The sequence below is a fragment of the Acinetobacter sp. ANC_7654 genome (genome assembly GCF_056779855.1).
In genome coordinates this window covers 58650-82384 of record NZ_JBWYIR010000012.1, presented here as the reverse complement: position 1 = coordinate 82384, position 23735 = coordinate 58650, and the positions used below count along the sequence as shown (strand labels likewise).

Below are 23735 nucleotides of genomic sequence, written 5' to 3'. Positions count from 1 at the left end.
CTTAACCAAGCTATCTTTATGTTTTAAATGCAGAAAGTATAACTTCTCTGACTTAAAGGAGTTTAATAAGAGTAATTTTTATCAAACTATTAATGATGTAGAATATCCATTTTAGAGCATATATAAGGCTTCAGAGATGTATGATCTCTATAATCTAAAAATTGCCATTATCGGATTGGGTTACGTCGGTTTACCGCTCGCTGTTGAGTTTGGTAAAAAAGTTCCTGTCGTGGGCTTTGATATCCATCAAAAACGCATTGATGAGTTGCGTAAGGGGCATGACCATACATTAGAGGTTTCATCAGAAGAGTTAGCGCAGTCTACGCAGTTGATTTATAGTGCGAATTTAGAAGATCTAAAAGACTGTAATTTATATATTGTCACAGTGCCAACACCAATTGATGAATATAAACAGCCAGATCTTATCCCACTTGTTAAAGCATCGCAAAGTATTGGGCAAGTTCTGAAAAAAGGCGATGTGGTGGTCTATGAATCTACGGTATACCCAGGTGCGACAGAAGAAATCTGTATTCCTGAACTAGAAAAAGCATCAGGTCTTAAATTTAACCAAGACTTCTTTGCAGGTTATAGTCCTGAGCGTATTAACCCAGGTGATAAATTGCACCGTGTCACCAATATTTTAAAAATCACTTCAGGTTCAACGCCAGAAGTCGCTGACTTTGTCGATGAAGTTTATAACTTGATTATTGAAGCTGGTACCCATAAAGCAGCGAGTATCAAAGTCGCTGAAGCAGCTAAAGTGATTGAAAACACCCAACGTGACGTGAACATCGCGCTGATCAATGAGCTTGCAGTGATCTTTAATAAAATGGGCATTGATACCGAAGCGGTGCTGCAAGCTGCTGGTACGAAATGGAACTTCTTACCGTTTCGTCCGGGGCTAGTCGGTGGTCATTGTATCGGTGTAGATCCGTACTACTTAACCCATAAAGCGCAAGCGATTGGTTATCACCCTGAAATTATTTTGGCAGGTCGTCGTTTAAATGATGGCATGGGTGCTTATGTGGTGACGCAGCTTGTTAAAGCCATGCTAAAAAAACGCATTCAGGTGGAAGATGCCAAAGTCTTGATTTTAGGTTTAAGCTTTAAGGAAAACTGCCCTGATATCCGTAATACCCGCATCATTGATATCGTGAATGAACTCAAAGAATATCATATTGATGCCGATGTCTATGACCCATGGATTGATGCTCAAGAAGCTAAGCATGAATATGGCATTCAGCCAATTTCGACTTTAGAAAATGACAAATATGATGCCGTGATTTTAGCCGTGGCACATGAACAGTTTAAAGCCATGGGTGCGAAAGCCATCCGTGCTTTAGGTAAATCTGAACATGTACTGTATGACTTGAAATATGTGTTATCTCAAGCCGAATCTGATTTACGTTTGTAAGAGGACATACCCATGAATCAATATCAACAGGTATGTGAGCAACTTAAGGCACAGCCAAAAACTTGGCTGGTGACAGGGGTTGCTGGCTTTATCGGCTCAAACCTTTTAGAAACATTACTTAAATTAGATCAAACGGTAGTAGGTTTAGATAATTTTGCTACAGGTCATCAGCATAATTTGGATGAAGTTCAAAGTTTAGTAACTGCTGAGCAATGGGCAAAGTTCCGCTTTATTGAAGGGGATATTCGTCAGTTTGCAGATTGCCAAAAAGCCTGTGCAGGTGTGGACTATGTGTTGCACGAAGCAGCTCTTGGTTCAGTCCCGCGCTCTATTGCCGATCCAATCACGACCAATGACACTAATATCAGTGGTTTTTTAAATATGCTGACCGCGTCACGTGATGCTGGTGTAGCAAGCTTTACTTATGCAGCGAGTAGCTCAACTTATGGTGATCATCCTGCATTGCCAAAAGTGGAAGAGAACATCGGTAATCCATTGTCGCCATATGCCGTGACCAAGTATGTCAATGAACTGTATGCCGATGTGTTTGCCCGTAGCTATGGTTTTAAAGCGATTGGTTTGCGTTACTTTAATGTGTTTGGCCAACGCCAAGATCCAAATGGGGCCTATGCGGCGGTGATTCCAAAATGGACAGCTTCAATGATCAATGGTGAAGATGTCTTTATTAATGGCGATGGTGAAACCAGTCGTGACTTCTGCTTTATCGACAACACCGTTCAAGCCAATATTTTGGCGGCGACGGCATCGGATGAAGCCAAGAATCAGGTTTACAATGTAGCAGTCGGTGACCGTACGACATTGAATGAATTATACCGTGCCATTCAAGTAGCACTTGCGGAAAATGATGTGCATTTTGAACGTGATCCGGTGTACCGTGATTTCCGTGCTGGTGATGTCCGTCATTCACAAGCGAGTATTGCCAAAATTCAGCAATATTTGGGCTATGCACCTGAATTTAAAATTGCCGAAGGCATTCAACTGGCGATGCGTTGGTACGTAAATAACTTAAAATGATCTTCAGCAGATGATTGCGAAACTGTTCGCAAAGTATCAGTCGATTGGGCTGATTACCTTAAGTTTATTGGCAGGTGCGATAATGACATTTATCGCACTTCCTGTTTTAACGCGCCTGTATTCTGTTGCGGACTTTGGTGCATACGGCATTGCTTTAGCGATTGTTAGTGTTTTATCCACGGTGGCGAATTTACGTCTGGATCAAGCTTTATTGGTCGCTGAGGAGCAGGATAAAAAAAGCCTGATCTTTGAAGGGGCGGTGTTCTCAACGGTCATTGCCATTATCAGTGGCATTGTCATTAGTTTTATTTTAAATGTTGAAATGGCAGGGGCTGTCGCGACTGGTGTGCTTGCCAATACCCTGATTCAAAGTCTGTATAACTATCAATTTTCCGCACACAAAGAATATTTCTGTGCAGGTTTAAATATTTTCCGCAGTGCGATTGTGGTGGCGGTGCAACTGTCTTTACCGCTTGTGATGCAAATTAGTTTAGTAAATAGTTATAACATCAGCTCGATCATTATGATTGTGGCGGTGCTGATTTATCTGTTGAAACATCAACTCTATCAAGTCAGTTGGCAGGCATTTAAAAACTATAAAGATTTTATCTTTGCCAATACCCCACATGCCTTGCTGAATAGTTTTTCGCATAACTTGCCTTACTATGTGGTGTCGCATTTTGTTGGTGTGCAGGCGATGGGTTTTTATGCCATTGTTGAGCGGACTTTACGTGTGCCGATCAATCTGATTTCGCAAACCTTGCGTCAGTTCTTTATTCGCAAATTTAAAACCACAGAATCCAATCAAAGTGCTTTAAAGGCGAGTGTACTGCTCAGTCTGGTTTCACTACCTTTATTTGCCATTTTCTTTATCTTGCCTGAATCTCTATATTTATGGGTTTTTGGCAGTGAATGGGTCGGGATCTCAAGCTATTTCCAAATTTTCGCCTTGGGCTATTGGGCGATTTTCTGTAATCCACCTAGCTCGGCTTTTTTAATTGCTAAGCGCAACAGCCAAGTTCTATTTAAACTGCAAATCGTTGAACTGATTATCAAGTTCGCATTATTTGTAGGCTTATATGTTTTATTTGACGATAAAATTTATATGCTGTTAGCGGTGCCTGTGGCACTGATTATCTATAACTTTGCCATTTTATATGTGGTGTGGAGAAGCAAAAACTGATGTTTTTTAAATTCTTAAAACTGATGAATTGGTTCACTGCACAATGTCGTCAGCAATTTTATAACGTGGCGTTTGGCACGAAGTTTCGCTATTTCGGCAAGGGCTGTACGGTTGATATCAGTGGAACAGTGAAGATCGGCAACAATGTTTATATTGGCGATCATGTCAGTCTCATTGTTGAAAATGGTGCAGTGCTTGAGATTGCCGACAATAGTTTTATTGGTGAAAACTGCTACATCAAATGCTTTGGTGGCAAAGTCATGATTGGCAAAGATGTCAGCATCAATTCTAAGTCCTATATCAATGGCTGTGGGGGTGTGACCATTGGCGATAACACCCGTATTGGCACGCAAAGTATTATGATTGCCAGTAATCATAAATTTGGTGAGCCTGATCTTTTGGTCAAAGATGCGATTACCAAACTCGGTGTCAGCCTTGGTGAAAATATTTGGCTAGGCGCGCGCGTGACCGTTTTAGATGGTGTCACCATTCCAAGCAACAGCGTCATTGGTGCCTGTAGTTTAGTGTCTAAACCATTGGATGATGCTGGGGTTTATGTCGGTAGCCCCGTCAAGAAAATCAAAGCGCTTTAAGGCAAGCTTCATGTGTCTTTGACACGCATATCTTCAAGTGCATTTTCAGCGTAAAATATTCAGAGATTTTTCCCTCTTTTGAAACCTGACATAGGTCATGTATATGGCATTTATTGTTTCTGCTTTTCGACAGCTGTTTGATTTGGCTTATTTTATGGCCAAAGGCAGTGTTGCATATGCACGTAAAAAAGGGGTCAAAGTGGGTGAAAACTGCCGAATTTATATTAAAAATTGGGGCTCAGAACCGTTTTTAGTCTCCATCGGTGATCATGTCACGGTCACTTCAGGCGTGAAGTTTATTACCCATGATGGCAGTACCTGTTTGGTCAAAGATGCTCAAGGTAAACGCTATCAACGCTTTGCCCCGATTCAGGTCGGCTCACACGTGTTTATTGGTGTAAATAGCATTATTATGCCGGGCGTGAGCATTGGCTCGAATGTGGTGATCGGCGCAGGTTCGGTGGTGACCAAAGATATTCCCGATAACGCCGTAGTAATTGGTGTGCCTGCCAAAGTAGTCTCAAACTTTGCCGATTATCAAGCCAAAATTCAAAATACCTGTGCCAGTGATAGTGACTTGATTGGCATCACCGATTACCGTGCCCGTGTGGAACGTGCCATGGTGATTCAAGCCTCAAAAACTCCGCATTAATATTCTCCCATTTTAAATTTTAGGTCTGATTATGTTGAATAAAGTCATGTTCTTTTTGCCAAGCTTAGGTGGTGGCGGTGCAGAACGTACAGTCATTCAACTCGCCAATAGTTTTGCTGAACAAGGCCTGAAGATCCATTTGGGCGTGTGTGATCTAAATGGTGAAAAAGCCAAATTGTTGCCAGAAGTCAGTCCTAAAATTGAGTTGGTGAATTTTAATTGTGGTCGGGTGATGAATAGCATCACTCCCTTAAAAATTAAAATCAAAACCGAACGATATGATTGCTTAGTCGCCACCCAAACCCATACCAATATTGTGGCAGGCATTGCCAAAAAACTAGCAGGTGTTAACACGCGTTTGATCTTTCGTGAAGTGTCGACGCCGTCGAAAAATATCAAGTTGCAGGGCGTCGCCAAATTTGTATTGAAAACCTTGGTGAATTGGACGTATCCGATGGCACAGCAAGTGGTCTGTGTCTCTAAAGGTGTCGAAGCCGATTTTCGTGAATATTACGGCTATAAGAATAAAAATTTGAGCACCATTTATAATCCCGTACTCGATGATGCCTATTTCGAAAAGCTCAAAGCACCTGTGACACATCATTTTTTTAATGACAGCAACAAGGTGATTTTAGCCGTCGGGCGTTTGACTGAAGCCAAGAACTTTGGCTTTCTGATTCGTTCATTTAAAGCCTTACACGATCAGTATGCAGATACACGTCTGATTATTTTAGGTGAAGGCGAGTTACGTGCTGAGTTTGAAGTCTTGGTGGCTGAATTGGGTTTAAACGATGTGGTGGATTTACCTGGTTTTGATGCCAATCCCTATGCCTATTTTAAATATGCATCTTTGTTTGTTTTAAGTTCCAATTGGGAAGGTTTGCCAGGGGTGCTGATTCAGGGATTGGCATCGAAAGTCAAAGTGGTCAGTACCGATTGCCCAAGTGGTCCACGTGAAATTTTAGACCACGCCAAATTTGGCTTATTGGTCGAATGTAATGATCAAGCAGGTTTGACTCAAGCGATGCAAAAAGCGATTTTTGCGGATTATGTACACTATTCAGATCGTGACTTTAACGCGCATATTCAGCAGTTCCATAAACAAACCGTGTTGAAGCAGTATTTGCGCATGATGGAGTCTGCATCATGAGTAAACCTTTAATGGTGCATGTGATTACCAACTTTGCAGGGGTGGGTGGTGCTGAAATGATGTTGGCACGCTTGATTCAATATACGGAAGATCATTATCAGCATGTCATTATTGCTTTGATGAAAACATCGGAGGTGCATCAAAGCACGCTTGATCGTTGCCAGTCATATTATGCGCTCAGTTGGAATGGCATAAATACACTTGGAATCATCAAAAAACTGCGTGGACTACTCAAACAACTACAACCTAAAACCGTACAATGTTGGATGTACCATGCCAATGCGTTGACGAGTTTAAGTGTCATCGGTTTAGCCCACAAACCGAATGTCGTGTGGGGTATTCATCACTCGCTTGCATCACCGAAAGATGAATCGATCAGCACCAAAATTGCACTCGGTTTAAGTCAAATTTTATCGAAACAGCCAAGTGCCATTATTTACTGTGCACATTCATCGAAACAGCAACATACTGGTTTTGGTTTTAAAAATGCTCAACAGCATGTGATTGCAAATGGCGTATTTCTTGATAAATTTCAGCCGAATTTACAGCTCAATCAGCCAACGGTGATTGGGTTTGCTGGTAATTATCGACATGCCAAAGGTTATCCGTATTTGTTTGAAACTATGGGCTTGCTAAAAGATGAAAACATCGTCTTTAAAATTGCGGGTGGTGGGGCAAGTTTAGAGAATCCTGACGTTAAAGCTTTATTTGAACAATATCAGTTAGATGCTAAAAAGATTCATCTGCTTGATCAAATCTCCGATATGCCTGCCTTTTATCAATCGATTGATGCATTCCTGATGACCTCAATTACTGAAGGTTTCCCGAATGTGTTGGTCGAAGCGATGGCATCTGGTTTGCCGTGTATCAGTACAGATGTCGGCGATGCTAAATACATTGTACAGGATTTAGGCAGTATTGTTCCGCCACGTAATGCCCAAGCGTTGGCAGAGGCGATTTTACAATATGCACAAAAAACTGAAGTAGAAAAACAAGCTTTAAAACAAGCAACCCGTGAACGTGTTGAACAGAATTTCAGTATTGCGACCGTTAGCCGTCAATATATGCAGGTGTGGAGCCAACAGGCATGAAATTTTTAATGATCAGTAGTTTTTTGCCGTCGGTGCTGAACTTTCGTGGCAAATTATTGGAAGCGATTTCTGCCAAAGGCTATGAGATTCATATCATGGCACCTGAGTTTGCAAGCTTTCCCGAAGAACGGCAAAAACTGCAAGCACTCGGCTATCACTTGCTTGAAGTTCCGATGCAACGCACGGGTACCAATCCACTTGCGGATTTAAAACTGCTAAAAAAACTGTATCAGCAGATTCGTCACATTCAACCCGATTATGTACTGTCCTATACCATTAAACCGGTGATTTATGGCACCTTGGCATCATGGTTGGCAAAAGTCCCGCATCGTTTTGCGTTAATTACCGGTCTCGGTTACGCCTTTCAAAATGTCGAATCAGGTAAGCGCAGTCTGTTCCAAAAAATGGTACATGGCTTATATGCCCAAGCCTTAAAACATAGCGACAAAATCTTTTTCCAAAATCCGGATGATTTAAAACTGTTCCAAGACATGCATTTGCTTGAAGCCGATAAGCCGACTGTGGTGGTGAATGGTTCAGGGGTCAATGTACAAGACTTTGATGTGATGCCCTTACCGAAAAATGCACAAGGACAGGTCAAAGCATCTTTCTTGCTGATTGCACGCCTGCTCGGTGATAAAGGTGTACGTGAATATGCGGAATCGGCACGCATCATCAAAGCGCAATATCCTGAAGCAGAATTTCATTTGGTCGGTTGGATTGACGATAATCCATCTGCGATTACCCATGCTGAACTTGATCAATGGATGGCTGATGGTTGTCTCAAATATTGGGGTAAACTCAGTGATGTCCGTCCTGCGATTGCACAAAGCTCTGTGTATGTATTGCCATCTTATCGTGAAGGTACGCCACGTACCGTACTAGAAGCCATGGCAATGGGACGTGCGGTGATTACCACTGATGCGCCGGGTTGTCGTGAAACCGTATCGCATGGTGTAAACGGCTATTTGGTCGAAGTAAAATCAGTCGATGATTTGGTGAAAAGCATGCAATATTTTATTGAAGATCCAAAACTCATCGAGCTGATGGGGCAACGCTCCCGTGAAATTGCCCTAAATAAATATGATGTGCATCAGGTGAATAAACATATGCTTGCTGAAATGGGAATCATCGATATCAATTTAGAGTCTGGTGCATGTTGATTAAATACATCAAAAGCGATTTATATCGTTATACGGGAAAAGTCAGTTTTAAATTGTTTATTAAAAACTACCTATTTAATCGCGGCTTTAATTTTTCATTTTGGTTACGTATTGCCAGTTCAAAAACGTTTTTAGCAAAACTTGCTTATCCCATTTATTATTATAAAAGAAAGCAATATGGGATCGATATTCATACCACGACTAAAATTGGCTATGGCTTATATATTGGACATGGTGGACCTTTAGTCATTAATCCCACAGCAGAGCTTGGGCATAACGTCAATTTATCTCAATTCACAACGATTGGCGCCAATGGTGGTCGTCGAGCAGCCAAAATTGGTAATAATGTTTATATTGGACCTCATGTTTGTATCGTGGAATCAATTACGATTGGTGATAATTCAACGATTGGCGCGGGTAGTGTGGTGACGAAAGATATTCCTGAAAATGCTACGGCTGTAGGAAATTATGCCAAAGTGATTCACATGAATAATGCAGGTCAATCTGTAAATAGACGTTGGACAGATCTTGACTAAGGGGCAGAGGAATTCAATGTTAAAACGTATTATTGATATCACCATTGCTTCCACGGCTTTAATTCTGCTGTCACCGGTGTATTTTATTGTGGCACGGAAGGTGAAAAAGAATTTGGGTTCGCCTGTGTTGTTCCGTCAGGTAAGACCGGGTTTACATGGTAAACCATTCGAGATGATTAAGTTTCGCACCATGAAAGATGCGCTAGATGCTGAGGGCAATCCATTACCCGACAGTGAGCGTTTAACGCCATTTGGTAAAATGCTTCGTGCAACTAGTTTGGATGAAATGCCTGAACTATGGAATGTGATTAAAGGCGACATGAGTATCGTGGGTCCGCGACCACTTTTGATGGAATATTTGCCTTTATATAATGAGCAACAAGCTAAACGCCACAATGTGCGTCCGGGCATCACCGGTTATGCGCAAGTGAATGGCCGTAATGCCATTTCATGGGAAAAGAAATTCGAACTTGATACATGGTATGTTGAACATCAGTCGCTATGGCTCGATTTTAAAATCATGCTGAAAACCATAAAAAAAGTGATTGCTAAGGATGATATCAGCGCTGAAGGCGAGGCAACCATGACTAAATTTACCGGCACACCGGAACAACAATAATGACAACTCTTTATGCGATTTATGGTGCTTCAGGCTGTGGGCGTAGTCTGATGCCCATTGCTCGTCAACAACTGTCACGTCAGCAATTGGCGCGTGAACAAGATCAATCTGAAATTGTCTTCATCGATGATGCTTTGACAGAAATAAGTTCGGTGAATGGTCATCGTGCTATGAATTATTCAGCCTTTTTAAATGAATCAGCATCGACAAAATGCGTGCAAATTGCGATCGCCAATAGTCGTGTACGCGAAAAAATCGCCCAACGTTTAGAAGCCGATGGCATTCAGCTTTGGTCGATCTCTGCCGATAACGTTATTTTCATGGATGAAGTATACATCGCGGAAGGTTCAGCCTTAAGTCCATTTGTCACCATCACCTCCAATATTAAAATCGGCAAATGCTTTCATGCCAATTTATATAGCTATGTGGAGCATGATTGTGTGATTGGGGATTTCGTTACCTTTGCGCCAAGCGTAAAATGCAACGGCAATATTCATATTCATGACCATGCCTATATTGGCGCAGGTGCCGTGATTAAGCAGGGCACACCTGATCAGCCTTTAGTGATTGGCAAAGGTGCGATTGTCGGCATGGGCGCCGTGGTCACCAAAAGTGTCCCTGCAGGTGCAACAGTGGTGGGTAATCCTGCGCGGATTGTCACGACTTCACAACAATAAGTTTTAGGAAAATTCCATGTTAAACAGTGCATTTGAGCCTTGGCCAAGCTTTACCCAAGCAGAAGCCGATGCGGTATCAAAAGTCCTTCTTTCCAATAAAGTTAACTATTGGACAGGTCAAGAATGCCGTGAATTTGAAAAGGAATTTGCACAGTTTGTTGGAACCCAACATGCCGTTGCGGTAGCCAATGGTACAGTGGCACTGGATTTAGCGCTCAAAGCCCTAGACATTGGCGCAGGCGATGATGTGATTGTCACTTCACGGACATTCTTGGCTTCAGCAAGTTCGATTATAACCGCAGGTGCCAATCCAATTTTTGCCGATGTCGAACTCGACTCACAAAATATCTCACGCCGTACCATTGAAGCGGTGATCACGCCAAAGACCAAAGCCATTATTTGTGTGCATTTGGCAGGTTGGATGTGTGATATGGATCCAATCATGCAATTGGCTGAGGAAAAAGATATTTTCGTGATTGAGGATTGTGCCCAAGCGCATGGTGCGATGTATAAAGGCAAATCCGCAGGTTCAATCGGTCATATTGGCGCATGGTCATTCTGCCAAGACAAGATTATGACCACGGGTGGTGAAGGTGGTATGGTCACCACCAATGATGAACATCTTTGGAAAACAATGTGGTCCTACAAAGATCACGGCAAAAACTTTGATAGCGTCTATAACAAACAACATCCACCGGGTTTCCGTTGGTTGCACGACTCATTTGGCACCAATTGGCGCATGATGGAAATGCAAGCAGTGATTGGTCGTTTGCAACTGAAACAAATGCCGGAATGGACAGCAAAACGCAATGCTAATATGGCACGGATCCAAGCGGTATTTGAACATAGTCCTTATTTCACTGTGCCTAAACTAGCAGCTGATTATGTACATGCTGCTTATAAATGTTATGTACATGTCAATGTGGATACCCTGCCTGAAGGTTGGTCGCGAGATCGTATTATGGCGGAAATCAGTGCGCAAGGGGTGCCATGTTTCAGCGGTTCATGCTCAGAAGTGTATTTAGAAAAAGCCTTTGATGAGACACCGTGGCGTCCAGAAACACGTTTAGTCAATGCAAAAGCTTTAGGCGAAAGCAGTCTGATGTTTCTGGTGCATCCAACCTTGTCTGAACACAGTATGCAAACTATGCTGAAAGTGATGCAGTCTGTGGTTCAATATATTTCGGCATAATGATGCGCTGATTTGTCTATATATACCTTTAGAATGAGCATATAGTGAAAAACATCATCCGATCGCTTGCCTCTTTACCCCGTCCCCAAAAACAAATATTTTTGGTGATGATGGACATCTGTGCTTTACCGATCATGATGTGGTTGGCTTATGCGATTCGTTTGGCCCGTCCGAATGTACAGATCATGCAAGGGCTTGAGGCATGGTATATCTATGTGGGTGTGTTTGGCATTGGGGCGTTTATTTTACTCGGTGTATATAGTGCCATTGTACGTTCATTCAATGAAGACTATTTACTCCGTATTTCCATCGGTACCTTTATTCAGATCGTGGCGTTATATACCATTAAAAAGCTGAATATTGCCTTTATTCCCATGAGTATTCCACTGATGTACGGCTTTATGCTGTTTTCGTATATGTGGTGGAGTCGAGCACTGATTCGCTATTTGACTTTAAAAACCTTTGCACTTAAGCAGGGAAGACGCCGTGTTGCGATTTATGGGGCAGGACTAGCAGGACAACAAATTGCAGCAGCCTTAAAACGTTCAGACAATTATCTGCCTGTATGTTTTATCGATGATAAACGTTCTTTACAAGGGCAATCTTTGAGTGGCTTAAAAATTTATGCGTCGCAAAAAGCACAGCAAAAATTGGGCAAATTTGGCATTGAAGAAGTTTTGCTTGCAATGCCTTCTGTTGGGCGGGCACGTAAAAAAGAAATTATTGATACTTTTGATACTTCAGATGTGAAAATCATGGAGTTGCCAGGCGTCACCCAATTGGTCGATGGTCAGGTGCAAGTATCTGATATTCGTGAAGTGGATATTATTGATTTGCTTGGACGTGATCCTGTACCACCGAAACCTGAGCTTTTAGAAAAGAACATTAAACATAAAGTGGTGATGGTGACTGGGGCAGGCGGGTCGATTGGTTCTGAACTGTGCCGTCAGATCGTCAAACATGAGCCTAAAATGCTCGTGTTATTTGAGATGTCTGAATTTGCGCTGTATTCGATCGATCGTGAATTACAAACTTCAGGTGTGCAGGTTGTTCCAGTTTTAGGCTCTGTGACAAATCAAGTAAAATTGGAACTTATTTTGCAGCAATATAGTGTTCAAACGGTCTATCACGCAGCCGCTTATAAGCATGTACCTTTGGTAGAAGCCAATCCTTTTGAAGGGATTTATAACACCTCGATTGGTACACAGCGTAGTGTGGATGCAGCTGTCGCACAAGGTGTAGAAACTTTTGTGCTGATTTCGACCGATAAAGCAGTACGTCCAACTAATGTGATGGGTGCTTCAAAACGTATGGCGGAGTTGTATTGCCAAGGTTTGGCATCAACCAATCCTAAAACACAAATCAGTATTGTGCGTTTTGGCAATGTACTCGGTTCATCAGGTTCGGTTGTGCCGTTATTTAAGAAGCAAATTGCTCAAGGCGGTCCTGTGACAGTGACCCATCCTGAAGTCACACGTTACTTTATGACGATTCCTGAGGCTGCACAGTTGGTGATTCAAGCGGGTGCCATGGGGGCTGGCGGTGATGTGTTCCTACTTGATATGGGAGAATCGGTAAAAATTGTAGATTTGGCTCGACAAATGATTCGCCTGAGTGGCTTTCGACCGATGGATGAAAATGGAATTGGCGATATTGAGATTCAGTTTACAGGGTTACGTCCGGGTGAAAAACTCTATGAAGAATTGTTGATTGATGCTGAAAATGTAGAAAAGACTGGACATGAAAGAATTTTAAAGTCTTTTGAGAAGTTTTATGGAATAAATGAAATGCGTAATATTTATCAGAATTTTGAGTTGGAATATATGGCTGAAAGTTTTGATAATATTGGTAGTATTCTTGAAAAACATGTAGATGGATACATAAATAAGAGGAAATAAATTGTGACTTTTATATTAAATTGTATATTTATATAAATGAACTTAGAATTTTTAATAAAAAAATATGTATAATCTTGTCCGTTAAACTCTAAACTTAATAATCATTCTTTGATGATTATTGGTATTTTACTAATTTTCAGTATAAAGCATTATATAAATAGTTATACATGGATTGATTTCTAATTGTGTATCTATTTTGGAATAAGAGCGGTGACAATAGATGTCTAAAATAACAGTTGTAGGTACTGGCTATGTTGGTCTTTCAAATGCGATGCTTTTTGCAGTAAAGCATCAGGTAACGGCACTGGATATAGATGAAAACCGCGTTAGATTATTGAGAAAATTAGAGTCACCTATTCAGGATGAAATAATTGAGCAATATCTATTAAAAAGAGAAATTCACTTTAATGTGACATTGGATAAGGCTGAAGCTTATTTAGGTGCTGAATATATTATTATTGCGACACCAACCAATTACGATGAAAAAACCAATTATTTTGATACAAGTTCAATTGAACAAGTTTTAAATGATCTAAATGAAATTAATAGTAATGCAATTGTAATAATCAAATCGACGATTCCTGTTGGTTTTACTGCAAAAATGCAGAACTTATTTCCAAATTTAAAAATTGTATTCTCTCCTGAATTTTTACGTGAAGGTAAAGCTTTATTTGACAACTTATACCCTTCACGCATTGTGGTTGGTGATAAGTCGGAAATTGGTACTAAAATAGGTCAATTATTTCAGTCAGCTTGTCTGAAAAATGATGTTGCTGTTCTGCTTATGGATGCGACAGAAGCTGAAGCTGTTAAACTATTTTCAAATACATATTTGGCTATGCGTGTGGCTTATTTTAATGAATTAGATAGCTATTGCGCACTTCGGAATTTAAATGCCAAAGATATTATTCAGGCAGTTGGATTAGATCCTCGTATTGGCACGCATTATAATAATCCGTCGTTCGGTTATGGTGGTTATTGCCTGCCTAAAGATACCAAGCAGTTGTTGGCGAATTATCAAGATGTGCCGCAAAGTTTAATCTCTGCAATTATTCAATCAAATACAACACGCAAGGACTTTATTGCTGAACAAATTATAACTAGACAGCCTAAAACTGTGGGTATTTATCGGTTGGTGATGAAAGCTGGAAGCGATAATTTTAGACAGTCTGCGATTCAGGGTGTAATGAAGCGATTAAAAGCAAAAGGCATTCAGGTTATTGTTTATGAGCCAAACTTAAAAGAAAGTACATTCTTTCATTCCCAAGTTGTCAATGATCTATCTGAATTTAAACAGCAAGCAGATATCATTGTCACAAACCGTATGGTTACTGATCTAGAAGATGTTCTTGAAAAAGTCTTTACTCGTGATTTGTTTGGTGCAGACTGATTGCTATGGCGGAAAAAATTTCTAAGTCAGACTTAGGAAAGAAAGCGGTTAAGAGTGGTGCCTTAACGATGATGGCGCAATTGATTAAAATTGTGCTGCAACTTGCTTCTATCATCATTCTTTCTCGTTTGCTATCGCCAGATGATTTTGGTCTGATCGCCATGGTGGTGGCGATCACCTCATTTATGCAATTGTTTCGTGATATGGGATTATCAACTGCATCTATTCAAAAAGGTGATTTAACCTATGATCAAACCAACGCATTATTTTGGTTAAATATAGCTATTGGTGCGCTATTAACAGTATTAACGATGTTATGCGCTCCATTGATCAGCTGGTTCTATGAACGCCCAGAATTGCAGGCTGTACTTATGGTGTTGTCCAGCACTTTTTTGATTTCCAGTGCGGGGGCACAGCATTCAGCTTTAATGCAACGAGAAATGCGATTTAGGCCTAAAGTCATCGCTGACATTGCAGGGGCAGTAGCTACTTTAGTGGTATCAATTGTCATGGCTTTCTATGGCTACGGCTTTTGGGCATTGGCTTGGGGTACGGTCATTGGGGCAATAATTACTACTGTGATGTATTTTCTTGGCTCTAAATTTCGCCCCAGTCGTCCTAAAAAAACAGCAGGAATGCGTGAGCTTGTTGGCTTTGGTGCGAATGTTACTATTTTTGAATTAGTAAATTATTTTCATCGGAACTTGGATAATATCCTCATTGGCAAGGTCTGGGGGGCTGTGACCTTGGGGTTTTATAGCCGCGCTTACCAAATGATGATGTTGCCAATAGCAAGTCTTAGACAGCCAATTAATTCTGTGGCATATCCCGTACTTAGTAAATTACAGCACGATCCTATCGCTTTTAAAGCATACTACCAAAAAATAGCAACTTTGTTGGCATTCTTATCTATGCCATTAATGGCATTTTTAGTCGTGAATGCTACAAATGTTGTAGCTGTTGCTATGGGCAAAGGTTGGGAGAAACTGATTCCTATTTTTGTATTGTTGGGAATCAGTGGCTTTATACAGCCTGTTGGTACATTACGCGGTCTAGTTCTTCTAAGCCTAGGGAAATCACGATTATATGTACTATGGGGTGTGGTCAATGCCATTATAGTGAGCATTGCTTTTGTTGTTGGTGTGCGCTGGAGTGCTGAGGGTGTCGCAGCAGCTTATGCTATTGCTAATTACTTATTAATTTATCCATCACTGTATTTCTTTTTTAAAGATACTCCGATCAAGCCGCGTGACTTTTTTTCATCTATTGCTGTTCCCGCGATTGCCTCGCTTGCATCTGCAATTATGATGTATTTTGTTCAATTGCAATGGATGGCAGAGATTAGCAAGCCGTTAATACATCTGCTTGTTAGTGGTTTTATGTATCTGATTTTATTTATTATAGCAGTTTTAGTTTTGCCAAAAGGCAGAAATATTTTACGGCAATATTTGAAAATAATAGGGACGATAGTCAAATGAGTCTACCTAAAAAATTGTTCCAATCTCTCAAAAAAATCATTAAAGCAATATTAGAAAAGCTTGATGATATTGCTACAAATGTTGCAGCAAATAGTATCTTTTTGTCCAATTTGTATTATGCATTTCAATGGCGATTTGGCTGGGAGCATCGTGCGGTATTGAGTGGCAAAAAAATTTATGCTCAATCGCTCAAAAATCCAATTTTTAATACTAGTTTACTACGCCGTAATACACACAGGCTTGAAAAAGGATTATTGATGCGTCCGCGACGTGTCCCATTTGGTTTGAACTATATAGAAGAAACGGTAGATGCATATATACGAGCTGTTGCATCTAATGTGGTTGAGGCTCGTGAATTAGCATGGGCACGGGATGTGTTGCAGGAATATATGGCAATCACTCCAAGTCATCCTGTGGTTGATCCTCTGCGTGAACCCGTTGCCCAAGCATCATTATCTGTGCCACAAGATGATAACGAATGTTCAAAAATTCCTTATTTACGCTCAACGACGACCAAACCAGATATTAGCTACGATCAATTATTAACTTTAGCCAAATACCGCCGTTCAGTACGTTGGTTTGAGGATAAGCCAGTATCTCGTGAAATCATAGATAAAGCTATTGACGTTGCCGCTTATTCACCAACTGCATGTAATCGACAACCTTATGAGTTCCGTATATTTGATGATAAGCAACTGGTATCAGAATTAGCCAAACTTCCAATGGGAACAGCAGGCTTTGGTAAGCAAATACCTTGCATTGCAGTAGTAGTTGGGAAATTACGTAATTATTCTCATGAGCGTGACCGTCATTTAATTTATATTGATGGTTCGTTGGCAATTATGTCATTTATAAATGCATTAGAAGTGCAAGGAATAGGATCATGCTGTCTAAACTGGCCAGATGTTCCTAAACTAGAATCTAAAATGGCAAATTTATTGAATCTAGCTACAGATGAGCGTCCTGTCATGCTGATTGCTTTTGGTCATCCAGATCCAGATGGTATGGTAGCCAATTCCACAAAAAAACCATTAAATCAAATTCGTACATATAATAATTTAGGTGAAAAGTAATGAAACAAGTCAAAGCTCCGATTTTTGAAATTCATGGTACAGGAGTCCATAACCGTGGCGCAGAGTTAATGGCTATCGCAATTTCTGAAAAAGTTCGATCGAAGTATCCTGAAGCAAAAATTGCAGTTGCATCAACTTTTGGTAGCCTAGCCGATATTAAGCGTTATGGTTTTTTAACTACTACAGTATTAGAGTCTAAGAAACAAAAGACAATTATTTCATATATTATGTCCATTTTAAGTAGTAATACGATTGGACCTAAAAAAATTGATATTGTATTGGATGCTTCAGGCTTTGCATTTTCAGATCAATGGAGTGATTGGGCGGCAAGAAAACTTACAAATAAGATGAATAGTGAAAGTAGACTACACCAAAAATTAATCTTATTGCCACAGGCATTAGGTACGTACGAGAAACCAGCTGTCAATAAATGGGCACTAAATCTATTTGAACGTGCTTCCTTAGTGTTCGCGCGCGATAATAGATCGTATGAATTGACTAAAGAGTTAATTCATAACACAGATAAGCTTAAACAATGCCCAGATTTCACCATAAATGTTAAACCTATAGCTAAGCCTGATATTAAGTTACCAGAAAATTTTGTGGCAATAGTTCCTAATGTAAGGATGTTGGATAAAATAGTAGATAAAAATGAGTATATTGATTTTTTGAAAAAATCAATTGATTTGATAAATTTAAATAATATAACACCAGTTTTTATATTACATGATGGTTATGAAGATATTGAAGTAATAAAATTATTAGGTAGTAAATATGAAAATGTCGCTATTATTCAAGACCAAGATCCGCGAGTTTTGAAGTGGATTTTAGGGCAATCAAAATTTGTTATTGGTTCGAGATTTCATGCTTTAGTGAGCTCACTATCACAAGGCGTGCCTTGTATTGGTGCAGGTTGGTCCCATAAGTATCCTGAATTATTTAAAGATTTTGATAATAGCGAAGGATTAATTGATGATCTTAAGGATATAGATAAATTAGAGTTTCTGATAGAGAAGTTATCTCAAAATAAATATAGAGAGGATAAATCAAGAGACATCAATAGTGCTGCAAACAGAATTAAGACTGAAGTGAATCAAATGTGGGAATTAGTTTTTAAGCAAATAGATAACTTTTATTAATATAGTCTAGGTCAAAACATTGAAATGAAAGCTAATATTGAACCACTAGTTACAGTCTATATACCAACTTATAATCGTATTGAGCTTTTACAAAGAGCTATTAAGTCTGTGCAAAATCAAACATATCAAAATTTTGAAGTAATTGTTGTAGATGATTGTTCAACTGATGACACACATAGTTATTTAAAACGGTTAGCACAAGAGGATGAACGTATACGATATTTTTTTAAAGAAAAAAATAGTGGAGCTTGCATAAGTCGAAATATCGCTATTGAAAATGCAAAAGGAGAATATATTACAGGATTGGATGATGATGATTACTTTGTTAAAAATAGATTAGAGTCATTTGTAAAAAATTGGGATGATAGTTATTCATGCCTATTTAGTTTTAATATTCTAAAAAAAGGCAAGATGAGATCAAATAAGCGATTTGCAATGAAGGATATAGTTAAGTCTGAAGATTTACTAAAAGCCAATTTTATAGGCAATCAAATATTTACCAAAACAGAATATTTGCAAAAAGTGGGTGGATTTGATTCACAGATGCATGTGTGGCAAGACTTGGAATGTTGGTACCGTATTTTAAGCTTAGGTCCAGGTAAAAGAATAAGAGAAGATTTATATGTCGTAGATATGAGCCACCCTCATGAAAGAATTACAAACAAAAAAGGTGAAAAAGTAATTAAATCATTTGATTATTTTGTAGATAAGCACTCGTTAAATATTATACAACAAAAAAATTTAGAAACACATATGACTAATTATGCTGGTATAGATTTAAATGCAAAAGTCTATCTTCGAAAGTTTTTCAATTATAAAAGTGTTGGTAATTTATATGCTTTCTTGAAAAGTATATTTGGTTGAGAGATTTTATGAAAAAAATAGCTTTTGTTGTTCACAAATTTGATTTTGAGACTCGTGGTGGGGTATTAAAAGTTGTCTCATTATTATCTAATGAATTTGTTAGAAAACATAAAGTCGAAATATTGAGTTTGGGGCCTATTAACAAGTATCCATACTTTGTTGATGATAGAATTGAAGTGGTAAGCTTAAATATTGAGAAGTATGACACTAGATTTTATTCTGGAATGCTAAAAATATTTTGGTTTATTGTGTCATTGTATAAAATTATTTCAAATATAGATGGCTCTAAAGTCTATATGACAACCTCTCCGCCTTTAAATTTATTATTTTCTATTTTAAAAATTTTTAAACGAAAAGTTAAAGTTATTGCATGTGATCATACTTCCGCAGTTTATAAGTCTAAAGGTTCTTTTGGTTTTATTCGAAATATTCTTTATAAGAATTTAGATAAAATTATAGCCTTGACTGAGGATGATAATTTAATTTATAAAAAAAATAAGATTAATTCTGTATATATACCAAATCCAATTGAAAAAGTATATGGTATTACAGAATCTAAAAGGAATAGATTAATTTATGTGGGGCGGTATTCAAAAGAAAAGCGTCCTGAACTGGCATTAGAGTCATATTATAAAAGTAAATTGTGGGAAAGTGGTATTTTATTCTATATGTATGGTTTCGGAGAAATGGAATCAGAATTGATTAATTTTATAAGGAAGTATTCAATTGAAAAATATGTTAAATTAATTAATTCGGAATCAGACCCTAATATAATCTATAAAGATGTATATGCACTATTGTTGACATCTAAAGTGGAAGGTTTTGGGATGGTATTGCTTGAGGCGCTTTCTAGAGGAATACCGTGTGTTGCTTTTAATGCTCCTTATGGTCCTAAAAATATAATTAAAGATAATGTAAATGGATTTTTGGTTAACGATGAGGCAGATATTTATAAATTCTTGGCATTTGATAAAATAAAAGTGCTAAATGAAAAATCTATTATAGCATCTATTGGTGTTTTTAATTTAGAGAATGTTTCATTAATGTGGGAGTCTTTATTTAATGAAATTTTTTGATTTAGTCACATTTAAATTGTCTCTATTAATTTTTTTTGTAATTTTGCTATTAATGTATACACCATTATTTTGCTTTGTTGTTGTTGTTTCTATGCTTTTTTTGGTGCCAAGTCATTATATTGGTAAGATTAGGATGGTCTTGGCTGTTATATGTTATTTTTGCATCGTAGTTATTTTTTATTCAAAAGATTACACATTTTCAGATATTATTGATTATAGGGTTTACTCTCAGGCAAATGATATATTAAAAAATATGAATTTTTTTGATGTTTTTGAAATTTTTCCATTTGAACCGGGTTGGGCATTGGTTTACTGGTTTTTACATAAATTAGGAATTGCTTTTAATGGTATTAATGTTTCACTAGGGAATACAATTATTTCCTTACTTATATTTTTTATTTGGTTTGAGTGTCATGGTATTAAATTAGTTAAATATGAATTTCGTGGTATTGTAACAGCCACTACTTTATTATTTATGTCTTTTGTGACTTTAGGTTTTTTGCAACGTCAAGCTATTTCTATTGCTATTTTGTTGTTTGCGATAAGTAATTATAATAATAAAAAATTTTATATTTATTGGTTGTTTTCAGCTGTTTTTCATAATACAAGTCTGTTTATTGGGTTGCTTTATAAATTTATAATAGATTTAAAATTTTCTGTAAAATTAGTTTTGCTAACAGCTTTGTTTTTTTTATTTGCTAGGTTGTTTTTTTTAGATATTATGCTTTTTTTAAATAAGTTTGATTTTTTTGCTTATAAGTCAAATTTCTATTTAAGAATTAGCGGTTTTCAAATTGCGTCATATAGATTAGCATTATATGGAGTTTTTTTGTCTGTATTGGCATTTTTTTATGTGAAAAGTGTTAATAATTATATGCGCAATATAATTATTTTTACATCTATATGTTTTGTTGGTTTGCTGGGTATTAATCTTGCATCTGAAAGGGTGAACTTTATCATAATTTACTGTTTGGGTTATTTTGTTTCGTTATTGTTGGTCGAGAAGAATATAAGAGCTTTGTTAATATTGAATTTATTTATGACTGTTTTGTTTATGTTGGAAAAAACAGGATTTATCAATTCCGATTTCACCTTGTGGGAAAAGTATGACTGGATCGGTACTACTCCATTTTATTACTTAAAAGGAATTTAAATGTTTTTAGTATCAATTGTTACTCCATCGTTTAATTCATCGAATTTTATTAAAAAAACAATAGAATCTGTAATAAAACAATCCTACAATAATTGGGAGCTAATTATTGTTGATGATTGTTCAACTGATGATTCTTGTTTGATTATTAATAATTTTGTTCAGATAGATCCGCGGATAAAATTAATAAAACTAGAAGAAAATTCTGGTGCTGCCGTAGCACGTAATATAGGTATTGAAGCTGCAAATGGCCGTTTTATTGCATTTTTAGATAGTGATGATACATGGCACCCTGAAAAATTAGAAAAACAAATTAACTTTATGCTTAAAAATAATTATAATTTTACATTTACTCATTATCATCAGGTAGATGAGAATGGAAAAAAAATTGGCGATCTAAGCTTTCCCATAAAAGTTAATTATTATAATCTTTTGAAAACTTGTGTTATTGGTTGTTTAACAGCAATGTATGATACAAAAAAAATAGGCAAAGTTTACTTTCCTCTAATACGGAAACGCCAAGATTTTGCTCTATGGTTAAAAATTTTAAAGCAGGTAGATTATGCGTACTGTTTACCTGAAGACCTTGCAAGTTATACAGTACGATCAGATTCTATTTCTGCAAACAAGTGGAAAGCAGCACAATTTAACTGGAAGCTTTATCGTGAAATTGAAAAATTAAATCTTATATCTAGCATTTATTATTTTAGTCATTATGCTTTAAGAGGTATTATAAGATCTAAATTTAAAAATATTGCTAAATTACTTAATATTTAGTGAATAAGGTAATTTGATTTTTAGATTAAGGATTAAATAAGGGAGATACATAAAATGAAACGTTTAGTCGATATTGTGATCGCTTTAATAGCATTAATTATTCTATCTCCTATCTTTTTAATCGTTGCTTACAAGGTTCGTCAGAATTTAGGTTCTCCGATTTTCTTTCTTCAAGAAAGACCAGGTAAAGATGCCAAAATATTTAAAATGATTAAATTTCGTTCAATGAAAGATGCTTTTGACAAGAATGGAAATCCTTTACCTGATGAAAAACGCATTACACCATTTGGTCAAAAATTACGTGCTACTAGTTTAGATGAAATGCCGCAACTTATTAATGTATTGAATGGTGATATGAGTATTGTAGGTCCACGACCACAAATGAAAGAATTCTTAGATCATTATACACCTGAACAAATGCGCCGACATGAGGTTAAACCAGGTATGACAGGTTTAGCACAAGTCAGCGGGCGTAATAATTTATCTTGGGAAGAAAAATTTGCGCTAGATGTACAATATGTGGAGCAGCAGAGCATTTTGCTAGATTTTAAAATTATGTTAAAGACTGTAAAGGTTATGCTCAATAAAGAGGGTATTAATGCGCCTGATCAAACAGTAGGTGCAGAACGTTTTTCAGGATCTTCTCAAGAAGCTAACTCAAAAAATCCTTAATTTATTACATCATCTCAGTGAAAGTTATCATGATCAAAAAAGCAATTCTCCCAGTGGCAGGCTTAGGTACCCGTTTTTTACCTGCAAGTAAATCTATCCCTAAAGAAATGGTGACTGTTGTTGACCGTCCAGCCATTGAATATGTCGTAAAGGAAGCTGTTGCTGCAGGTATCGAAGAAATTATTTTAGTTACCCATTCATCTAAAGCATCTATTGAAAACTATTTCGACCGAAGCTTTGAGCTTGAAACGACTTTAGAATCGAAGAAGAAATTTGATTTACTCAAAGAAATTACCGAAATTTTACCGTCTCATGTGAGCGTGATTAGTTTACGCCAACCGCAACCATTAGGTTTAGGTCATGCTGTACTCTGTGCAAAAGCGGTTGTTGGTGAAGATGATTTTGCAGTTCTTTTACCGGATGTTCTTGTTAAAGACTCATCAGAACGCAATGATTTAAGTTTGATGATTCAACGCTTTGATGAGACTCAAGCATCACAAATTATGGTCGAAGCTGTACCTGATCATATGGTTGATCAATATGGGATTGTCGATGTTGCATCTACACCTGCAGAAGGTCAAAGCATCCAAATGCAAGGCATTGTAGAAAAGCCAGTGGTTGGTACTGCACCATCAAATCTTTCTGTGGTTGGTCGTTATATTTTGCCTGCGAAAATTATGCAATTACTTGAGCAAACTCCAAAAGGTGCGGGCAATGAAATCCAACTGACCGATGCGATTGCAATGCTACAACAAACCGATACAGTTGAAGCCTATCGTATGAAAGGTCAAACTTTTGATTGTGGTAGTAAGTTAGGATATTTAAAAGCAGTGCTGCATTATGGTGTCGATCATCCAAAATTAGGTCAGGAATTTAAGGAACTGATCAAAGACCTAAAACTATAAAAGAGACA

Annotated in this window: 23 protein-coding genes; all 23 read left to right on the top strand. The window is 37.9% G+C overall.

Features of this window, described 5'->3' with window-relative positions:
• Positions 1-136 precede the first annotated feature (136 nt).
• The 23 genes from tviB (at position 137) to galU (ending at position 23727) form a co-directional block, all read left to right on the top strand.
• Complete coding sequence (gene tviB, locus AC1M86_RS12900; protein ID WP_481608124.1) at positions 137-1414, top strand: Vi polysaccharide biosynthesis UDP-N-acetylglucosamine C-6 dehydrogenase TviB; 1278 nt, start codon at positions 137-139, stop codon at positions 1412-1414.
• 12 nt (positions 1415-1426) lie between these two features.
• On the top strand, positions 1427-2449 hold the full coding sequence (locus tag AC1M86_RS12895) for an NAD-dependent epimerase/dehydratase family protein (protein ID WP_481608123.1): 1023 nt from the start codon (positions 1427-1429) through the stop codon (positions 2447-2449).
• A gap of 10 nt (positions 2450-2459) precedes the next feature.
• Positions 2460-3632, top strand: coding sequence for an oligosaccharide flippase family protein (locus AC1M86_RS12890; protein ID WP_481608122.1), 1173 nt, complete (start codon positions 2460-2462; stop codon positions 3630-3632).
• The gene (locus tag AC1M86_RS12885) at positions 3632-4225 is read left to right on the top strand and encodes an acyltransferase (RefSeq protein ID WP_104500427.1); all 594 of its coding nucleotides are present in this window, start codon (positions 3632-3634) and stop codon (positions 4223-4225) included. The genes AC1M86_RS12890 and AC1M86_RS12885 overlap by 1 nt, the downstream gene beginning before the upstream one ends.
• Before the next feature lie 103 nt (positions 4226-4328).
• Entirely contained in the window at positions 4329-4877 is a 549-nt protein-coding gene (locus AC1M86_RS12880) for an acyltransferase (protein ID WP_481608121.1), read from the top strand.
• A 31-nt stretch (positions 4878-4908) separates the two neighbouring features.
• Entirely contained in the window at positions 4909-6027 is a 1119-nt protein-coding gene (locus AC1M86_RS12875) for a glycosyltransferase (protein ID WP_481608120.1), read from the top strand.
• Positions 6024-7118: a glycosyltransferase gene (locus AC1M86_RS12870; RefSeq protein ID WP_168390048.1), complete on the top strand. Its 1095-nt coding sequence runs from the start codon at positions 6024-6026 to the stop codon at positions 7116-7118. Before AC1M86_RS12875 ends, AC1M86_RS12870 begins: the two co-directional genes overlap by 4 nt.
• Positions 7115-8281 (top strand): glycosyltransferase family 4 protein, encoded by a 1167-nt coding sequence (locus tag AC1M86_RS12865; protein ID WP_481608119.1) that lies wholly within the window; start codon positions 7115-7117, stop codon positions 8279-8281. Before AC1M86_RS12870 ends, AC1M86_RS12865 begins: the two co-directional genes overlap by 4 nt.
• Positions 8275-8817, top strand: coding sequence for a serine O-acetyltransferase (locus AC1M86_RS12860; protein ID WP_104498391.1), 543 nt, complete (start codon positions 8275-8277; stop codon positions 8815-8817). Before AC1M86_RS12865 ends, AC1M86_RS12860 begins: the two co-directional genes overlap by 7 nt.
• Positions 8818-8833: 16 nt before the next feature.
• Positions 8834-9436 carry a sugar transferase gene (locus AC1M86_RS12855; RefSeq protein ID WP_481608142.1) on the top strand — a complete coding sequence of 201 codons (603 nt, stop codon included), beginning with the start codon at positions 8834-8836 and terminating at the stop codon, positions 9434-9436.
• Complete coding sequence (locus AC1M86_RS12850) at positions 9436-10113, top strand: NeuD/PglB/VioB family sugar acetyltransferase (protein ID WP_481608118.1); 678 nt, start codon at positions 9436-9438, stop codon at positions 10111-10113. Before AC1M86_RS12855 ends, AC1M86_RS12850 begins: the two co-directional genes overlap by 1 nt.
• A gap of 16 nt (positions 10114-10129) precedes the next feature.
• On the top strand, positions 10130-11305 hold the full coding sequence (locus AC1M86_RS12845) for a DegT/DnrJ/EryC1/StrS family aminotransferase (protein ID WP_481608117.1): 1176 nt from the start codon (positions 10130-10132) through the stop codon (positions 11303-11305).
• 44 nt (positions 11306-11349) lie between these two features.
• The gene (locus AC1M86_RS12840; RefSeq protein WP_481608116.1) at positions 11350-13203 is read left to right on the top strand and encodes a polysaccharide biosynthesis protein; all 1854 of its coding nucleotides are present in this window, start codon (positions 11350-11352) and stop codon (positions 13201-13203) included.
• Positions 13204-13423: 220 nt separating this feature from the next.
• Positions 13424-14593, top strand: a complete 1170-nt coding sequence (locus AC1M86_RS12835; RefSeq protein ID WP_481608115.1) for a nucleotide sugar dehydrogenase — start codon at positions 13424-13426, stop codon at positions 14591-14593.
• Positions 14594-14598: 5 nt separating this feature from the next.
• On the top strand, positions 14599-16071 hold the full coding sequence (locus tag AC1M86_RS12830; RefSeq protein ID WP_481608114.1) for a lipopolysaccharide biosynthesis protein: 1473 nt from the start codon (positions 14599-14601) through the stop codon (positions 16069-16071).
• Positions 16068-17144 (top strand): nitroreductase family protein, encoded by a 1077-nt coding sequence (locus AC1M86_RS12825; protein WP_481596452.1) that lies wholly within the window; start codon positions 16068-16070, stop codon positions 17142-17144. Before AC1M86_RS12830 ends, AC1M86_RS12825 begins: the two co-directional genes overlap by 4 nt.
• Positions 17144-18283 (top strand): polysaccharide pyruvyl transferase family protein, encoded by a 1140-nt coding sequence (locus tag AC1M86_RS12820; protein WP_481608113.1) that lies wholly within the window; start codon positions 17144-17146, stop codon positions 18281-18283. The genes AC1M86_RS12825 and AC1M86_RS12820 overlap by 1 nt, the downstream gene beginning before the upstream one ends.
• Before the next feature lie 24 nt (positions 18284-18307).
• Entirely contained in the window at positions 18308-19147 is an 840-nt protein-coding gene (locus AC1M86_RS12815) for a glycosyltransferase family 2 protein (RefSeq protein WP_481608112.1), read from the top strand.
• Between the two features lie 8 nt (positions 19148-19155).
• Positions 19156-20223, top strand: a complete 1068-nt coding sequence (locus AC1M86_RS12810; protein WP_481608111.1) for a glycosyltransferase — start codon at positions 19156-19158, stop codon at positions 20221-20223.
• Complete coding sequence (locus AC1M86_RS12805; protein ID WP_481608110.1) at positions 20210-21376, top strand: EpsG family protein; 1167 nt, start codon at positions 20210-20212, stop codon at positions 21374-21376. The genes AC1M86_RS12810 and AC1M86_RS12805 overlap by 14 nt, the downstream gene beginning before the upstream one ends.
• Positions 21377-22150 (top strand): glycosyltransferase family 2 protein, encoded by a 774-nt coding sequence (locus AC1M86_RS12800; RefSeq protein WP_481608109.1) that lies wholly within the window; start codon positions 21377-21379, stop codon positions 22148-22150.
• Positions 22151-22204: 54 nt separating this feature from the next.
• Entirely contained in the window at positions 22205-22822 is a 618-nt protein-coding gene (locus AC1M86_RS12795; RefSeq protein WP_481596446.1) for a sugar transferase, read from the top strand.
• A 29-nt stretch (positions 22823-22851) separates the two neighbouring features.
• Positions 22852-23727: a UTP--glucose-1-phosphate uridylyltransferase GalU gene (galU, locus tag AC1M86_RS12790; protein ID WP_481608108.1), complete on the top strand. Its 876-nt coding sequence runs from the start codon at positions 22852-22854 to the stop codon at positions 23725-23727.
• Positions 23728-23735 lie beyond the last annotated feature (8 nt).

Bases quoted from the DNA above. Each gene is read 5' to 3' on its own strand.
- AC1M86_RS12895 (WP_481608123.1), top strand. From the start codon at position 1,427: ATGAATCAATATCAACAGGTATGTGAGCAACTTAAGGCACAGCCAAAA.
- AC1M86_RS12860 (WP_104498391.1), top strand. From the start codon at position 8,275: ATGTTGATTAAATACATCAAAAGCGATTTATATCGTTATACGGGAAAA.
- AC1M86_RS12815 (WP_481608112.1), top strand. From the start codon at position 18,308: ATGAAAGCTAATATTGAACCACTAGTTACAGTCTATATACCAACTTAT.
- AC1M86_RS12805 (WP_481608110.1), top strand. From the start codon at position 20,210: ATGAAATTTTTTGATTTAGTCACATTTAAATTGTCTCTATTAATTTTT.
- AC1M86_RS12890 (WP_481608122.1), top strand. From the start codon at position 2,460: ATGATTGCGAAACTGTTCGCAAAGTATCAGTCGATTGGGCTGATTACC.
- AC1M86_RS12845 (WP_481608117.1), top strand. From the start codon at position 10,130: ATGTTAAACAGTGCATTTGAGCCTTGGCCAAGCTTTACCCAAGCAGAA.
- AC1M86_RS12875 (WP_481608120.1), top strand. From the start codon at position 4,909: ATGTTGAATAAAGTCATGTTCTTTTTGCCAAGCTTAGGTGGTGGCGGT.
- AC1M86_RS12825 (WP_481596452.1), top strand. From the start codon at position 16,068: ATGAGTCTACCTAAAAAATTGTTCCAATCTCTCAAAAAAATCATTAAA.
- AC1M86_RS12810 (WP_481608111.1), top strand. From the start codon at position 19,156: ATGAAAAAAATAGCTTTTGTTGTTCACAAATTTGATTTTGAGACTCGT.
- AC1M86_RS12800 (WP_481608109.1), top strand. From the start codon at position 21,377: ATGTTTTTAGTATCAATTGTTACTCCATCGTTTAATTCATCGAATTTT.
- AC1M86_RS12880 (WP_481608121.1), top strand. From the start codon at position 4,329: ATGGCATTTATTGTTTCTGCTTTTCGACAGCTGTTTGATTTGGCTTAT.
- galU (WP_481608108.1), top strand. From the start codon at position 22,852: ATGATCAAAAAAGCAATTCTCCCAGTGGCAGGCTTAGGTACCCGTTTT.
- AC1M86_RS12830 (WP_481608114.1), top strand. From the start codon at position 14,599: ATGGCGGAAAAAATTTCTAAGTCAGACTTAGGAAAGAAAGCGGTTAAG.
- AC1M86_RS12850 (WP_481608118.1), top strand. From the start codon at position 9,436: ATGACAACTCTTTATGCGATTTATGGTGCTTCAGGCTGTGGGCGTAGT.
- AC1M86_RS12855 (WP_481608142.1), top strand. From the start codon at position 8,834: ATGTTAAAACGTATTATTGATATCACCATTGCTTCCACGGCTTTAATT.
- AC1M86_RS12885 (WP_104500427.1), top strand. From the start codon at position 3,632: ATGTTTTTTAAATTCTTAAAACTGATGAATTGGTTCACTGCACAATGT.
- tviB (WP_481608124.1), top strand. From the start codon at position 137: ATGTATGATCTCTATAATCTAAAAATTGCCATTATCGGATTGGGTTAC.
- AC1M86_RS12870 (WP_168390048.1), top strand. From the start codon at position 6,024: ATGAGTAAACCTTTAATGGTGCATGTGATTACCAACTTTGCAGGGGTG.
- AC1M86_RS12820 (WP_481608113.1), top strand. From the start codon at position 17,144: ATGAAACAAGTCAAAGCTCCGATTTTTGAAATTCATGGTACAGGAGTC.
- AC1M86_RS12835 (WP_481608115.1), top strand. From the start codon at position 13,424: ATGTCTAAAATAACAGTTGTAGGTACTGGCTATGTTGGTCTTTCAAAT.
- AC1M86_RS12865 (WP_481608119.1), top strand. From the start codon at position 7,115: ATGAAATTTTTAATGATCAGTAGTTTTTTGCCGTCGGTGCTGAACTTT.
- AC1M86_RS12795 (WP_481596446.1), top strand. From the start codon at position 22,205: ATGAAACGTTTAGTCGATATTGTGATCGCTTTAATAGCATTAATTATT.